Below are 14,190 nucleotides of genomic sequence, written 5' to 3' on the forward strand. Positions count from 1 at the left end.
CTAGGCGGAGTGTTCGCCGGGGCACGCGTTCGCGCAAGCGTAGACATCACGCCATGCGCGTTCGATGAACGTCACGAGCCGGTCGATCGACGCCGGACCGGTTCGGGTCCGCCACACCACGTGGCCGTCGGGTCTCACTACGACCGCGCCGTGGTCACCCACCTGGAGCAGGTCGACCGCGTCTGTACCGGTCACCGCGACGACGGTGAGCGGCGCGGAGAACGGATGTTCGGTAAGGGCTTCGGTCCATTGCCGCGGATCGGCTGTCAAGAGGGTGAGCCCCCGTCGGCGGATGGCCTCGTGGGTCGATACCTCGACACCGTCGGGCGACGTGATGGTCGCATGCGGGAGGCGTGCGCCAGGATGGGTGGTCGGGCGATAGAGTGCGACGTCTCCCGCGGGGCAGGGTCCTTCGGAGTCGTCGATCAGCGGGCTCTGGTAGGCGTAGCCGAACTCCAGGCCGCTGGCGACGAAATGTTCCTCCTGCCCAGGGATGGCCTCGGCCATGCGCCGACGCAGTCGCCTGCTGCGCGCGTTCTCACGCAGCAGGCGTCGGGTTCGCGATGTCTGCGCGGTCGTGAGTGCATCCGCGACGGCCGCGATGATCCGGTCGGGAATCCAGTGCAGCGGCAGCCTGCCGAAGAGCTCGGTGGCCCGGTGCAGGGAGCGGTTGGTGATGCCCAGGGGCGCGGTGACGTGGTCCAGGGCGAAATGGTTGTGGGTGCTCTGCGCGGCGAACCGCTCGATGACCGGCCGCCGCTCGAACTCGTAGGTGTCCAGCAGTGTCTCCGGTGCGTCGTCCCGCAGCACCGCTGCGAGCTTCCACGCGAGGTTGTGGGCGTCCTGCACCCCGCTGTTGAGGCCGAACCCGCCGGTGTGGGGGAAACGGTGCGCGGCATCGCCGATGAGCAGGAGCGGACCCTGCCGAAATCGGTCCGCGATCTGCTGGGTCATGGTCCAGGTGCCGGTCGACCGGATCCGGTAGTCGGTGGACCCGATCACTTCGGGCAGGATCGTGTTCCAATAGTGCCGACTGTCACGCGCGATCATCTGCGCCGCATGCAGATACGGTGTCATCAGCACGTAGTCGTCGTCGGCGTGGGCGATCATCACGCCGCTGAAGCGCGGGTGGTAGATCCAGCTCAGCAGCGGTCGGCTCGCACCTTCCGGGTACAGCCCGGGGGCGTGGAAGAAGACACTGCCCATGTTGGCGAGCGCAGGGCCGTCCATGGTGATTCCGGCGCTATCGCGCAGACCGCTGTTCGCGCCGTCGGCAGCGACGACGAACCGAGGGACGATGACATCGGCATCCCGTTCTCCGGATCGCAGAATCACTCTGCTGCCCAGGATCTCGGCGTGGCAGCCACGGCGGAAATCGACGAGGGGGTGGTTCTCCACGGCGTTCCACAGCTCAGGCATGAGCAGATGCTGACCGATGTGGGAGATGAGGTGGCGACTGTGTGTGCGGACCTCCGCGAGCCGGTCCGGCTGGGACAGCAGGTCGATCTCACCGATCGGATCGGAGCGGACGTCGGTGCACCAGCGGATGATGTTGACGGTGTCGATCGGCGGTGTGATCGCGTTCAGCGCGGTGCCTAGGTCCGGGGAAGCCTGCTGCCAGATCTCCAGCGTCCGCGCGTTGATGACGTGCGCCGCCGGGTGCATGCGCGGGTCCCGACGCTCCTCGACAAGGGTACTGGCGATGCCGTAGCGCGCGAGCAGCAGCGCCATGGTCGAACCCGCGGCGCCGGCACCGACGATGACAACCGGTTCAGTAGGCATGTGTCACAGGGTCTTCCACGTGATCGCGCGCTTGTTCGAGCGCGGCTTCGTGCCGGGCCGCGTGCCGGCGCCCCTCGCGAGGAGCTGCTCGGAGTCGGCACCGGCGCGCAGTCGCTCGAGCAGGTAATCGGGATCGATGTCGACGCCGATGGGGTTGTCGTCGAATTCGCGGCTGTTGAAGTAATCCGCGGTCTGCTGTGCGGTGGGGAAGTTCTCGGTCTGGAACTCCAACCGGATCCCCTCGGGGTCCTCGTAGTAGAGGCTGGTCGTCGGCCCGTGGTTGATGGCCCACACCGGGGTGATGCCGACGCCTTTGAGTCGTTCGTAGGTCAGCAGCAGTTTCTCCACCGAGACGAACGTGAAGGCCAGATGGTCGATACCGTAGGTCTTGCGGCGCCATCGCGACAGAGGGAAGGCGTAGCGCAGTGGTGGCGGGAGTTTGACCAGAGCCAGCCGATGGCTCTCGTGATCCCATGTGAGAAAGGCGATCTGGCCGTCTTCGTGGACCACGCGTGCCCCGAAGACATGGCCGTACCACTCGATCATCTCGGCGCTGCGCGCGGTCTTGACCACCCAGTGCGCGATGAAGTCCGGTACCAGACGATCCGGAAGATCACTGAGGTCCGGCGCCGTGGCGACGGTGTCCGCGTCGTCCTGGTGGTCTGGTTGCAAGGGATTGGGTGTGGCACTCATGGATTCGAACTCCCGTCAGCGGTCGGTGGTGATGGTGGTGCGCTGTGTGCCGAGGTCCAGGGTCCCGGCGGTGTTGCGAATGGACGCCGTGACGACGTCACCGGGCTGCAGATACGGCTTGCGCTGATTCATCCGGACGAAGGCAGCCCACAGTTTGTCCTCGGGCAGCAACGCCGTGGCGAGGCGGCGGACCACTGCTGGCGGTGACCCCGCCACGATGCCGTGCGGCGTACCCGTCAACAGGACGTCCCCGGGGTCGGAGTTGCAAAACTCACTCAGCTCGGTGAGTGTTTCGGCGGGCTTGTAGAGCATGTTCGCGGTGTTGTCGGTCTGCTTCAGCGACCCGTTGACCTCGAGTCGCAGCTCGAGGTCGTCGAGCAGAGGGAAGTCGTCGGGCTCGAGGACCGCGAGCACCGGTCCAAGCGGACAGAATCCGCGGTAGCTCTTGCCTTTCAGGAACTGTCCCTGCGGGAGCTGGACGTCACGGGCCGAGAGGTCGTTGGCGATGGTGACACCGAAGACGTACTCGGGCAGGTTCTCGGCGGTGATCGTGACCGGTGCATCGACCGTGCCGCGCAGCACCAGTGCGAGTTCGATCTCGTAGTCGAGCAGGGTCACGTGCGCAGGGCGGACGACCGGGTCGTTGGGGCCGGTGACGGCCGCGTCGGTCTTGTCGAAGAAGAGGTTGAATTCGCGCGCGTCGGGGTCCATTCCCGATTCGATGGCGTGCTGACGATAGTTCGCCCCTTGGCACATCACCCGGCACGGAACCGTGACCGGGGAGAGCAGGTCGACATCGTCGAGCGCGACCGCCGCAGGCTCCGCTGAGGCAGCGGTCCAGTCGTCTCGCCCGCGCTCGATCAGGTCCGCGGTCCGCGAGTAGTCCCCGCTCAGCGGCGAGATGCGCTCGCCGGTGAGCACACCCCACGAGGCACGCTCGTTGCGTGAGTATCGGACGAGGTGGACGACCATCGACGACTCCTACTGCCGGTCCCGCGACCGGCTCGATGACCAGTGAACTGCGCGGCGGACCCGCGGTACCTGGCCTCGAGTCCAGGATCGACGCGGCGATGTGAGCGTTCAGTCCAAGGGGCGTGAGGTCGGTTCCAGCACGACGTCGCCGAGCTCCTCGGCAAGGGTGAGCGCTGCGTGCAACTGAAGGCGGCGGATCGTCGTGGGCCGGCCGCGCAGCTGCTCGGCGCGCTGAACCCGGTACGCGACGGTGTTGCGGGCGACCTGCAGATCGGCGGCCGCGGCAGCCAGGCTCCTGTCCCGGTCGAGGTAACACTTCAGGGTATGACGCACGGTTCTCACCGCCTCAGCGCTGCCGGCCAGGTTGCCGAGTTCGCGTGTGACGAACTCTCGGGCCGCGGCGAGGTCGGTGCTGAGCATCGCCACGATGTCGAGGTCTTCGTAGCGGAACACGCAGCCCGGCCGCGTGGACATCGAGCCGATCCGCGCCGCCTCTGCTGCTCGCCGGTGACTTTGGCGAAAGCCCTCTACCCCGGCGCCCGCCGTGCCAATCGCGATGCGGATGCCCGGCGGTGGTGAGAGCGTGGGCATCACGGCTTCGGGCGGTGTCGTCGTCCGTGAACCCCAGGCCCACACCCGCTGCGCACCGATGGGATGCACCAGAGTCGACGCGCATCCCGCCGCGGCAAGCGCCTGTGCTGCAACCATTCTCAGCTGTGCCGGTTCGGCGGACACCGCCGGGCCGGTCCAGACGATGATCCCGAGGTGCCAGCGGTTCAGGTCGTAGCCGAGAACCCGGACCGCCCGGTCCGTCGGCACAGGCGAACCCGCCAGCAGGTCCTCGACGATCTGGGTGCGCAGCGCCACCGAACCCGCCACCCACTCCTCATGTGCGCGTGTGTATTCCGCGGCCATGTGCGTGGTGAGGACGTCGACGATGCCGAACAGCACCTCGTTGATCCGCCGCATCTCGGTGAAGCGCTCCGCCTCCGGCACGACACGTTCGGCGGCGTCGAGCAGAAAACCGACCGCTGTCGAGTGGGCGAGGTGGATGCTCCGCAGCATGTGTTCGATGCCGATGCCGCGCGCCACCACCTCCATCGGTCCCGCGAGGACCTCCGGCATCTGCGCGAAGGACACGTCGTCGTCGAGGGCGACCAGGGACAGCGCGCCGAGCGCGACGGCTTCGCACCCCTTCGCGACCTCATCGGCGACCACGTCCACCGCAAGCTCGGGTATCTCCGCAGTGACACGCGCCGCCATGAGCGCACCCAGTTCGACAGCCCAGCCGGCGGGGCCGGGGCCCAGCGCTTCGGCGAGCAGCCGGGCACGCTCGGGCAGCACGGAGTTGTCCGGGAAGGCCCCCGGGGTCCGCGGTTCCAGTTCGGCGAACCAGGGTGTGATTCGCGCTGTCGGAGACTCTCTAGGCAATTTTGATCGGCAGCGTCGCCCATCCGCGCAGGACGCGGGTGTCCCGCCGCCGGCCGTCGCCGGCCAGGACCGGGTGCGGATATCGATCGAAGAACGTGCGCAGGCCCACCGCACCCTCCGACCGCGCCAATGCTGCACCCAGACAGAAATGCCGGCCGCCCGAGAACGACAGGTGTCGCCCGGCATTGTCGCGGGTCACGTCGAAGAGGTGGGGGTTCGGAAAGACCCCGGGGTCACGGTTGGCGCCGGCGAGGTACAGGACGACCGCGTCGCCGGCCCGAACCGTGTGTCCCGCAACGTCGTTGTCCTGCACCGCGATGCGCGCGGTGAGCTGCACGGGCGATTCGAGCCGCAGGATCTCTTCGACGGCGTTCGGCCACAGGTCGGGCCGTTCCCGCAGCAGGTCCAGTTGATCAGGGTGGCGGAGCAGTAGTTCGATGCCGCTGCCGAGCAGGTTCACCGTGGTCTCGAAGCCCGCAGCCAACACCAGACCTGCTGTGGCGAGCAGCTCGGAGTCGTCGAGCCGGGTGCCCTCGTCGGTGGCGTCGATCAGCTGACTCATCAGATCGTCTCCGGGCGACGCCCTCAATTCCCGAATATGGTCTGTCAACCACTGGGTGAAGCTGGTGAGGCCCTCTTCGACACGAAGGTATTGCGGCCAGGACAACCCCACGTCCAGGCTCGGCGCGGCGAGTTCGCCGAACTGCAAGATCTTCGAGCGATCGCGTTCGGGCACACCGAGGATGTCGCCGATCACCGTCACCGGCAGCCGTGAGCAGTACCGGTCGACGATGTCCACGACGCCTTCCTCGCTGTCGAGCTCGTCGACCAGCGCCACCGCCGCCGACTCGATGCGTTCTTCGAGCGCCGTCACCGCCCTGGCGGTGAAGACCGAGGAGACGGTTCGGCGATAGCGGGTGTGGTCGGGCGGTTCCACCGACAGCAGTGAGGGCGGCAGGAGTGGGTGGATTCGGCCGCGGGGACGCAGGCGCTCCTCGATCAGACCGAGGAACGCCGGCAGCGAGTTGCCGCTCGACGTCACGGCGAAATCGTCGGAGCGCAAAACCTGGTGGACGACGGCGTGATCGGCTGTGAGCCAAGCCGCGCGGGCGCGCGCGAGCCTGCCCTGGGCGCGGATCTCGTCGGCGAACTCGCCGGGGTTCGCGCGGGCGGCGGGATCGGCGATCAGCCGGCCCTGTAGATCGCTGCGGCGCGCCCCGACCGTGGTCAGGGCGCGGATCACGCCGTGCAGGGTCATCCAGTGCAGGCGCTGCCGGACCGTCATACCGCCAGAGTAGAGACTGCGGGACAACGACTACTTGGATCAGAGTCCAAGACGCCGCTCCGAAAGCGAGCCCCCAGACCTCTCAATCGCGCGGGCCGACGGTCACCGCATCCTGCTCGGGCGCGTCGGCCAGCGGTTCGACGTCCTCGCCGGCGAGCACCTTCTGCATCCGGTCCTTGTCCAGCTGGCCCTCCCAATTGGCGACGACGAAGGTCGCCACACAGTTGCCGAGCAGGTTCACCGAGACCCGCATCGAATCCATGATGCGGTCGGCGCCGAGGAGCAGCGCGACCGCGGCGACGGGGATCGCTCCGTGCCCGATGGCGGCGACCGTCGCCGACAAGGCCAGGAAGGAAGAGCCGGGCACGCCGGCCATCCCCTTCGAGGTGAGCATCAGCACCAGCACCGCGGTGATCTGCTCGCCCAGGCTCAGATCCACCCCGAGCGCCTGGGCCAAGAAGAGCACACAGATCGACAGATAGAGGGTGGCGCCGTCCAGGTTGAACGAATACCCGGTCGGCACAACCAAACCCGTTGTCGTGCGGGAGCATCCGGCGTTGGCCAGCTTGGCCATGATGCGCGGCAACACCACCTCGGTGGATGCAGTGCCGAGCGCCAGGAACATCTCGTCCTTGATGTACACCAGGAACTTCCACAGGTTCACCCCGGCGAAGACCTTCACGATCACCGCCAGGATCAGGATGAACAGCAGCGCGGCCAGATAGCAGGCGGCGATCAACTTCCCGTAGCTGGCCAGCGACCCGATGCCGTACTGCCCGATGATGTAGGCCATCGCGCCGAACGCGCCCAGTGGGGCCAGCCGCATCACCCAGCCGATCACCGTGAAGAAGATGTGGCTGAGGTGATCGACGAGGTCGAAGATCAGCGGTGGCCCGGATTCGCCGAACTTGGCCAGGGCCAGCCCGAAGAGCACCGCGAAGAACAACACCTGCAGCAGGGCGTTCTCCGCGAATGCGGAGACCACCGAGGTGGGGATGATGTTGAGCAGGAACTCCACGGTGTGGGGCAGCTCGCCGTTGCTGGTTTTCTTCGCGACGGCCTCGGCGCCGCTGGCCAGTGTCTGCGGATCGATGCTGAACCCACTGCCGGGCTTGACGATGTTGCCGACGACCAGACCGAAGATCAGCGCGAAGGTGGTCACGGCCTCGAAGTAGATGAGCGCTTTCACCCCGATACGGCCCACCGACTTCAGGTCTCCCACGTGTGCGATACCGAGCACCACCGTGCAGAAGATGATCGGGGCGATGAGCATCTTGATGAGCTTGATGAACCCGTCGGCCAGCGGTTTGAGTGCGCCGCCGATGTCGGGCCACAGCCAGCCGACGAGGATGCCCGCGACGATCGCCAGCAGCAACTGGATGAACAGGGACGTGTACCAGGGCGGTTTGGTGGCCAGTCGGACCATTTCGCTCTGTGGCGGTTCGATCGCGGTGCTCATGCGCCAGACGCTAGGAAGCTCCCGTGACCATGCTGTGTGGCCGATGTTTCCCGCATGAAACGTGACCGGAAAGAAAATGGCTTTCTCGGCTTGGTCTTCGCGACCTATCGTCGCCACCATGCAGGTCCGGGCCCACGACGACGTCGCGAGCTTTCTCGCGCTCGCGGGTCCGCTCTATGGGCGCGACCCGATCCGGCACACCGTCGAGCTGACCGCGCTGGCCGCCGGTGTCGCCGATGACGCACTTCTCTTGACAGTGGAGGAGGGTGACGATGTGGTCGGCGCGGCGATGCAGACCCCGCCCTATCCTCTGCTGGTCAACGGCCTGCCGATCGAAACCATCGGCAGCACTGTGGCATTCGTGGCCGAGACTCACCCCACCCTGTGTGGAGTCCGAGGTCTGCGTGAGCGTGCTCAGCGGTTCTGCGCCGCATGGCAGTCGACGCTGGCAGTCGGTGGCCGCGTCAACGTCGAGGAGATGCTGTACCGGTTGGGCACCCTGCAGCCCCCGGTCGACGTGCCGGGAGAACAGCGCCTCGCCGCCGAGACCGACCATCCGGTGCTTGCCGCGCGGGTGGAGGACTTCTTCGTCGAAGCGTTCCAGGAGGTCCGGGACGATGAGGCCGGGGTGCGGTTCGTGAAAGGCGCTGTGGCCGCCGGTCATCGGTTCGTGCTGTGGATCGTCGACGACGAGGTGGTGAGCATGGCGATGCTGCGCGCCCCCGCATCGGGGGTTTCGCGGATCGGCCCTGTCCAGACACCCGTGGCCGCGCGCGGGCGCGGCTTCGGGTCGGCGGTGACGGCGGCTGCTGCGCGCCTCGCCCGCGACGAGGGCGTGCCGGAGGTGGTCCTGTTCGCGGACCTGGCCAACCCGACATCGAACCGGATCTACCGCCGCATCGGTTTCGAACCGGTCAGCCAGAACGTCCGGATCGACTTCGTCCCACAGTGACGCGCGAGTGCACGCTTTCTGATGGATTTCCGCCAAAATCCGTCATAAACCGTACATTCGGCGCCCGCACCTACGGCAGCTGCCGCGTCGTCAGCATTCCCTCGGTGAAGTCGCGGCGCAGCTGCTCGACCATCGACCGGGCGCGCAACGGCGGGCTGTCCGAATGTGATTGCAGCGCAACGCCGGTGACGACGTCGGTCAGTGCTGCCACCGACGACCACTGCGGGTCCCAGCCCAGTTCACTGCGGGCTCGAGAACAGTCCAGCAGCGGGACGCTGAACGCCAAGTCCAGCCAGCCGCGGTCGATCGGCTGCAGCCCGGCCCGCCAGCTCAGATCCACCAATGTGCTCAGCACCCGCGACGGCACGTGAATCTGGAAGGAACCCAGCACCTTTGCCACCTCTGTACGGGTGATCGGTGGGTCCGCGGCCAGGTTGAACGCCCCGGTCGCCCGCCGTTCGAGGGCGCGCAGGATCGCCGCGGCGACGTCGTCGGCGTGGATAAGCGGGATACACAGCCGGCGATCCAGCGGAAGGACCGGCAGCATGGGCACGGCCAGCATCGGCAGCCACCCCGGCAGCGCGTAGCGCATCAAGCCGCTGGCCGCCGCGCGTTGGACGATGAAGCCCGGACGCATGCGCGCGATCGGGATGGCGTCGTCACCGTGTTCACGCTCGTAGTCGTTGAGCAGCTCTTCGGCGGCCGACTTGTCGCGGCTGTACGGCGAGGAGGGAATGCCCGAGGTGATCCAGGACTCGTCGACGCGCTGGGTGTAGCGCCCTGCGGCATAGGTACCCACCGACGACATGTGGATCAGGTGAGGCACCGACACCTGATGTGCGGCTTGCAGAATCGCCGAGGTGCCGCCGACGCCGAGTCGGGTCAGATACTCGGTGTTGCGGGTCGGCTGGAAACCCCACGCGAGGTGTACGACCGCGTCGGCGCCCTTGACGATCTGCGTCAGGCGTTGCGTGGCATCGGGTTCGGTGAGGTCCAGTTCCTGCCACTCGACGTGTCGATAGACACCCTCGGGTTCGGGTGGACGGCGCACGACGCCGACGATGTCCCACTCCGGTGCTTCGTCGGCGAACCGGCGCAGCAGCGCGGTGCCGACGTTGCCGGACGCGCCGGTGATGACGACGCGCACGGTGTCACGCCGTCGCGGCGGGACTGTCCGGGACCGGCAGCGTCTCGACTTTCGATGCCGAACGATCGCGTTTACGCGCGATGATCAATGCTCCGGTCAGCAGCGTGGCGGTGAGCAGCGTGGGCACGAACAGGAACTGTGCGAGCGCGACCCTACGCTGGATTTTCAGGCCCGTACGGGCCGCGGACCGGGTCTTGCTGGTGACGCTCATGACTTCCTCCGGTTCGTGAGTGTGCGTCGGCCATACCCGAGTCGTCGTTCTCGCAAACGCCGTCGTCGGGCTCGGGCGGGTCGAACCTCACATCGACACGCTGAAAGCCTTTGGCTTGCTGGGCTTCTGCCTGACCGGCATACATCTTCCGGTCGGCTTCGGTGAGTTCGACGTTGTCGGTGAACGGGGTCAGCAGTGCGCGCGGGTGCAGTTGGTCGACGCGCACCGCGTTGATCTCCGCGCAGATCAGCAGCGTCGTCGACACCAGGTATAGGAAGGCGAGCAGCCCCAGCACGATGGCGAACACACTGTTCGTCGCGCTGGCCGAGCTCAGCACGTGAGCGACGTAGGCGGCGCCGAACCACTGCAGCAGCTGCCAGAGCACGGCGGCGGCGATCGCTCCGGGCAGCACGTCGCGATAGCTCAGCGGCCGCACGGTGGTGACCCGGAACGCGGCGACGATGACCGCGGTGTTCAACGCCAGCGACGCGAGCACCACCCCGGTGGTGCCCAGGAAACCCAGACCGGCCCAGGCTCGGCCGACTGCGGTCAACACGGTCGTGGCGATGACCGCCGAGCCCAGCACGAACAACAGCAGCAGGCTGTACAGCCGCGCACGAATCGGGTCCGGACGGGTGTACCGAGGCACGGCCCACACGATGTTCATCGCGTTCTGCAGGGCGTTGCCGACGCCGAGCCCGCCGTACAGGGCACCGGCGATACCGATGATCACCGCGGTGGTGCCGCCGCTGAGCGCCTCAGGTTGGCTCAGCTGGTCACTGATGACCGGGAACTGGTCGATGGCGGCGTTGACGATCTGCTCGCGCCACTCCGGCCGGCCGGACAGCACGACGCCGAGCACCGTGGTCAGCAGCAGAAGCAGGGGAAAGAGCGAGACGAACGCGTAATAGGTGATCAGCGCGGCCAGATATCCGGCTTGATCGTCGACGTACTTGTAGACGACGGCGATCGTGAACCCGGCCGCTCGGCTGCGCTGCTGCAGGCGATCCAGCCACTTGACCATCGTGACCTCCCACGCCTACGGCCCTGCGCCGCTGCGGGGATACCCGCTCACCTGCTGATTCACTCACGTTGCCCACGCGAGCGGCGCAGGGTGCGGCCGCGTCGCCGCTGCTGGTCCTCGCTGGCGAGTTCTTGTCGATCACCGTGGTGTCGCGCAGGGGCAGCTGCAGGTCGTCCTCGGCGGCGATACCCGCCTGCAGTTGGCGACCTCGCTGCATTAGCCAGATTTGCCCCGCCTCTGCGGCGGCACACGTGCGACTAAAACGCGTAGCGGATGCGGCACTCCGGCAGCGTGGTGGCGATCAGGTCGGTCAGTTGGTCCACCCACCGGCCTTTCCACCCTGTCTTGTAGCGCACGTTCCACTGGCCGCTCTCGCTGCGTTTGACCTGCTGCAGATCCGGGCGCCACAGCAGGTCCTCGCCGCGCGGGTGCCAGCCGAGGTTGACCTAGTGCAGCCCCTCGTTGTGGGTCAGGAAGATGATCTCGGCCGCCAGCTGGGCGCGGGTCCGTGCGCTGGTGCCGTCCGCCACCTGGGTCAGCAGTTCTGTCCAGTCCGCCAGCCAGTTCTCGTGCACGATCACCGGGCTGAAGTTCAGGTGCACCTCGTAGCCGGCATCGACGAAGTCGTCGAGAGCAGCGATGCGGTCAGCGATCTTCGACGTGCGGACGTCGACGACGCGCGACGTGTCGGCCGGCATCAGGCTGAAGCGGATCCGGGTTCCGCCCCGCGGGTCGTAGGTCAGCAGATCGCGGTTGACCAACTTCGTGGCGAAACTGGCCTTGGCGTTCGAAAGGCGCGCGAACAGGTCGACGAGGTCGTGAACGTTGTCCGAGACCATCGCGTCGACCGAACAGTCGCTGTTCTCCCCGATGTCATACACCCAGTCGACCGGATCGCATTGATTGGCAATGGCTTTCACGCCTTGGCGACCTGCGTGCCGCTCGAGGTAGCCGGTGATCTTCTCGATGTTGGCGAACACCGTGATCGGATTGGCGTACCCCTTGCGCCGCGGCACGTAGCAGTACGAGCACGCCATCGCACAGCCGTTGGACGTCGACGGGGCGATCCAGTCGCTGGAGCGCTCGTTTCGACGCGCGCTGAGGCTCTTCTTCTCGCCGAGCACGAGCACCTCGCGTTTGTTGCGCACCCAGTCCTCGACGTTCCCCTCGTTGCCGTACAGACCGGGGATCGCCTGATGGGACAGCACCTCGATGCGTTCGGCCGCGGGGTAGCGGTCGAGCACCTGGCGCGCGCGGGGAAAGCGTTCGATGTCAGGTTCGTGGTAGATGCGTGTGACGTCGAGCAGCCGGCCGGCAAGGGCTTCGGGGGTCCGGCGGTTCACCGACAGACAACGACCGTCGGGACGCGCGGGTTCCTGATTCGTGTGGTCGCACGACACTGACGAGTCAGTCCTCGTCGGTCAGCTCCGGGGCGATTTCGCGGGTGGCCATGCCGCCTTCCTTGCCGTGATCGGCCGGCCCCGGCCGGTCCTTGTCTTCTGGGCTGTCCTCTGCGCCGACTTCGGCGCGCTCGTTCTGATCTCTTTCCATCACGTCCCCTCCTGACCGTTCCAGGCTATCCGCCCGCGTACGCTTACCGACCGTGATCGACATCGCGCTGAGCGACATGCGGGACTGGTTCGGCTTCGGCGTGGCGGGCAATTTCGCCGGTCATCTCGAGCAGGCCGGCGAAGCGGTGGATTTCGTCAACGTGGCCAGCGACGGTGAGGCGCCCAAGGGCATCTTCCCGTGGTACGCGCCGGGCTCCGAGACGTTTCTCGGCGAGTTCCCGCTGTCCAATGACGAGACCCGCCTGCCCCCCGAGACAGACGGTCCGCTGAACCTGCAGATCGAGCCCGAGGTCGGGCTGGCGTGCCGGGTGGTGTGGCGCGGCGACACCGTGGTGACACTGGAACCGTTCGCGCTCGGCGCGTTCAACGACTGTTCGATCCGCCGGCCCGGCGCCAAGAAGATCAGCCACAAGAAGAACTGGGGACCTGCGTCGAAGGGGGTGTCTCGCTCGTTCTTCGAGATCAGCGACCTCACCCCGGACGGGCCGACCGCCACGCTGCGGCTGGTGTGTCTGCTCCACTCCGACGGCGAGGAGCACGCTTACGGCGTCGACAGCCCGGTGATCGGCTACTCCTACTACGGCGAGGTGCTGCTCGACTGGATCGTCGAACGACTCGCGAACCAAAAGGGTTCGGAGGACACCCCGCTCGAGGACGTCGGCGCTCTGATGGTCGCCAGCGGTCACCCCGAGAACGTGTTGATCGGAATCGGAGCCACCCGCTATACCGAGCTCGGCGAGAGCACGTTCCTCAAATCCGGCGACGACGCGATCGTGCGCGTCTACGACACCGCCGATGACGCCGCGGCTGAGCTGCGCCAGACCGTGCGCTGAGGAACTCCTCGAGCGGTCCACATCACACCTCGGGTCACGTCCGGAATTTTTCGCGCGGTCAGCGGCATTCATCCAAGTGTCGCCAGCGGGGCGATCACGACGGAGGAGACCGAGATGACCGATCAGCGCACCGTTCGACGGGCACTCCTCCTGGGCGGGATCGGCGCGGTCGCCGCCGCCGGGCTTCTCGGCCCCGGCACTGCGAGCGCACACGCCGAATCCTGTCCGGACGTGTCTGTGGTGTTCGCCCGCGGGACCGCCGAGCCGGCCGGCCTGGGCCGGGTCGGGCAGGCGTTCGTCGACGACCTCCGTGGTGAACTCGGCGGACGCAGCGTCGGTGTGGCGGCCGTGAACTACCCGGCGTCCTACGACTTCCTGCAGTCCGCACCGGCCGGCGCCGACGACGCCAGCGCCCAGATCCAGGCCACCGCCGCCCGCTGCCCCGATACCCGCATCGTGGTGGGCGGGTATTCGCAGGGCGCGGCGGTGGTGGATCTGATCACCGGCGATCCCGCCGCGACCTTCGGCTTCGGCCGGCCGATGCCGGCTGACGTCGCCGACCATGTGGCGGCCGTCGCGGTGCTCGGCAATCCCGCCGGACGGATCGGTCGCACCCTGACCACGTCGAGCCCGCTCTACGGCGCCAAGACCATCGACCTGTGCAACGGTGCCGATCCGGTGTGCTCGAACGGTGACGACCGGCCCGCGCACAGCGCCTACGTGCAGTCCGGTTTGGTCTCGCAGGCAGCTGATTTCGTCGCCGGACGGGTGGCGAGCCACGCGCCGGCCGGCACGCTCGTCAACGCCTCGGGCACCGTCGGCTGACATTT

At 67.2% G+C, this 14,190-nt stretch carries 14 protein-coding genes; 3 read left to right on the top strand and 11 right to left on the bottom strand.

Features of this window, described 5'->3' with window-relative positions:
* The 6 genes from ACZ50N_RS01515 to dctA all read right to left on the bottom strand — a co-directional run bounded on the left by ACZ50N_RS01515 (nt 1) and on the right by dctA (nt 7,622).
* Nucleotides 1-1,782: an FAD-dependent monooxygenase gene (locus tag ACZ50N_RS01515; RefSeq protein ID WP_464474433.1), complete on the bottom strand. Its 1,782-nt coding sequence runs from the start codon at nt 1,780-1,782 to the stop codon at nt 1-3.
* A gap of 3 nt (nt 1,783-1,785) precedes the next feature.
* Nucleotides 1,786-2,475 carry a VOC family protein gene (locus tag ACZ50N_RS01520; RefSeq protein WP_073684422.1) on the bottom strand — a complete coding sequence of 230 codons (690 nt, stop codon included), beginning with the start codon at nt 2,473-2,475 and terminating at the stop codon, nt 1,786-1,788.
* A gap of 15 nt (nt 2,476-2,490) precedes the next feature.
* Complete coding sequence (locus tag ACZ50N_RS01525) at nt 2,491-3,447, bottom strand: fumarylacetoacetate hydrolase family protein (RefSeq protein ID WP_046361554.1); 957 nt, start codon at nt 3,445-3,447, stop codon at nt 2,491-2,493.
* Between the two features lie 108 nt (nt 3,448-3,555).
* The gene (locus ACZ50N_RS01530; protein WP_464474434.1) at nt 3,556-4,791 is read right to left on the bottom strand and encodes a PucR family transcriptional regulator; all 1,236 of its coding nucleotides are present in this window, start codon (nt 4,789-4,791) and stop codon (nt 3,556-3,558) included.
* Between the two features lie 79 nt (nt 4,792-4,870).
* Nucleotides 4,871-6,163: a cytochrome P450 gene (locus ACZ50N_RS01535; protein WP_464474435.1), complete on the bottom strand. Its 1,293-nt coding sequence runs from the start codon at nt 6,161-6,163 to the stop codon at nt 4,871-4,873.
* Nucleotides 6,164-6,245: 82 nt separating this feature from the next.
* Nucleotides 6,246-7,622, bottom strand: a complete 1,377-nt coding sequence (gene dctA / locus ACZ50N_RS01540) for a C4-dicarboxylate transporter DctA (RefSeq protein ID WP_464474436.1) — start codon at nt 7,620-7,622, stop codon at nt 6,246-6,248.
* Nucleotides 7,623-7,740: 118 nt separating this feature from the next.
* Between dctA and ACZ50N_RS01545 the strand changes: the two genes are divergently transcribed.
* Nucleotides 7,741-8,574 carry a GNAT family N-acetyltransferase gene (locus ACZ50N_RS01545; protein WP_464474437.1) on the top strand — a complete coding sequence of 278 codons (834 nt, stop codon included), beginning with the start codon at nt 7,741-7,743 and terminating at the stop codon, nt 8,572-8,574.
* Nucleotides 8,575-8,644: 70 nt separating this feature from the next.
* Here the strand turns inward: ACZ50N_RS01545 and ACZ50N_RS01550 are convergent, their stop codons facing one another.
* The 5 genes from ACZ50N_RS01550 to ACZ50N_RS01570 form a co-directional block, all read right to left on the bottom strand.
* Nucleotides 8,645-9,721 carry an NAD-dependent epimerase/dehydratase family protein gene (locus ACZ50N_RS01550; protein ID WP_464474438.1) on the bottom strand — a complete coding sequence of 359 codons (1,077 nt, stop codon included), beginning with the start codon at nt 9,719-9,721 and terminating at the stop codon, nt 8,645-8,647.
* A 4-nt stretch (nt 9,722-9,725) separates the two neighbouring features.
* Nucleotides 9,726-9,848: a hypothetical protein gene (locus tag ACZ50N_RS01555; RefSeq protein WP_464474439.1), complete on the bottom strand. Its 123-nt coding sequence runs from the start codon at nt 9,846-9,848 to the stop codon at nt 9,726-9,728.
* A 25-nt stretch (nt 9,849-9,873) separates the two neighbouring features.
* Nucleotides 9,874-10,956, bottom strand: a complete 1,083-nt coding sequence (locus ACZ50N_RS01560; protein ID WP_464474440.1) for a YihY/virulence factor BrkB family protein — start codon at nt 10,954-10,956, stop codon at nt 9,874-9,876.
* 446 nt (nt 10,957-11,402) lie between these two features.
* Nucleotides 11,403-12,299, bottom strand: coding sequence for a spore photoproduct lyase family protein (locus ACZ50N_RS01565; protein ID WP_464474441.1), 897 nt, complete (start codon nt 12,297-12,299; stop codon nt 11,403-11,405).
* Between the two features lie 64 nt (nt 12,300-12,363).
* The gene (locus ACZ50N_RS01570; protein WP_464475752.1) at nt 12,364-12,510 is read right to left on the bottom strand and encodes a hypothetical protein; all 147 of its coding nucleotides are present in this window, start codon (nt 12,508-12,510) and stop codon (nt 12,364-12,366) included.
* A 49-nt stretch (nt 12,511-12,559) separates the two neighbouring features.
* Here ACZ50N_RS01570 and ACZ50N_RS01575 point away from each other — a divergent pair, with 49 nt between their 5' ends.
* Together ACZ50N_RS01575 and ACZ50N_RS01580 are read left to right on the top strand one after the other, a co-directional pair.
* The gene (locus ACZ50N_RS01575) at nt 12,560-13,360 is read left to right on the top strand and encodes a DUF5718 family protein (protein ID WP_048421660.1); all 801 of its coding nucleotides are present in this window, start codon (nt 12,560-12,562) and stop codon (nt 13,358-13,360) included.
* 114 nt (nt 13,361-13,474) lie between these two features.
* Nucleotides 13,475-14,185 (top strand): cutinase family protein, encoded by a 711-nt coding sequence (locus tag ACZ50N_RS01580; protein ID WP_048421659.1) that lies wholly within the window; start codon nt 13,475-13,477, stop codon nt 14,183-14,185.
* Nucleotides 14,186-14,190 lie beyond the last annotated feature (5 nt).

Source organism: Mycolicibacterium obuense, assembly GCF_055397605.1.

What these genes read in the sequence shown, in the direction of transcription:
- ACZ50N_RS01515 (WP_464474433.1), bottom strand. Translation starts at nt 1,782, where the DNA reads ATGCCTACTGAACCGGTTGTCATCGTCGGTGCCGGCGCCGCGGGTTCG.
- ACZ50N_RS01520 (WP_073684422.1), bottom strand. Translation starts at nt 2,475, where the DNA reads ATGAGTGCCACACCCAATCCCTTGCAACCAGACCACCAGGACGACGCG.
- ACZ50N_RS01525 (WP_046361554.1), bottom strand. Translation starts at nt 3,447, where the DNA reads ATGGTCGTCCACCTCGTCCGATACTCACGCAACGAGCGTGCCTCGTGG.
- ACZ50N_RS01535 (WP_464474435.1), bottom strand. Translation starts at nt 6,163, where the DNA reads ATGACGGTCCGGCAGCGCCTGCACTGGATGACCCTGCACGGCGTGATC.
- dctA (WP_464474436.1), bottom strand. Translation starts at nt 7,622, where the DNA reads ATGAGCACCGCGATCGAACCGCCACAGAGCGAAATGGTCCGACTGGCC.
- ACZ50N_RS01545 (WP_464474437.1), top strand. Translation starts at nt 7,741, where the DNA reads ATGCAGGTCCGGGCCCACGACGACGTCGCGAGCTTTCTCGCGCTCGCG.
- ACZ50N_RS01560 (WP_464474440.1), bottom strand. Translation starts at nt 10,956, where the DNA reads ATGGTCAAGTGGCTGGATCGCCTGCAGCAGCGCAGCCGAGCGGCCGGG.
- ACZ50N_RS01580 (WP_048421659.1), top strand. Translation starts at nt 13,475, where the DNA reads ATGACCGATCAGCGCACCGTTCGACGGGCACTCCTCCTGGGCGGGATC.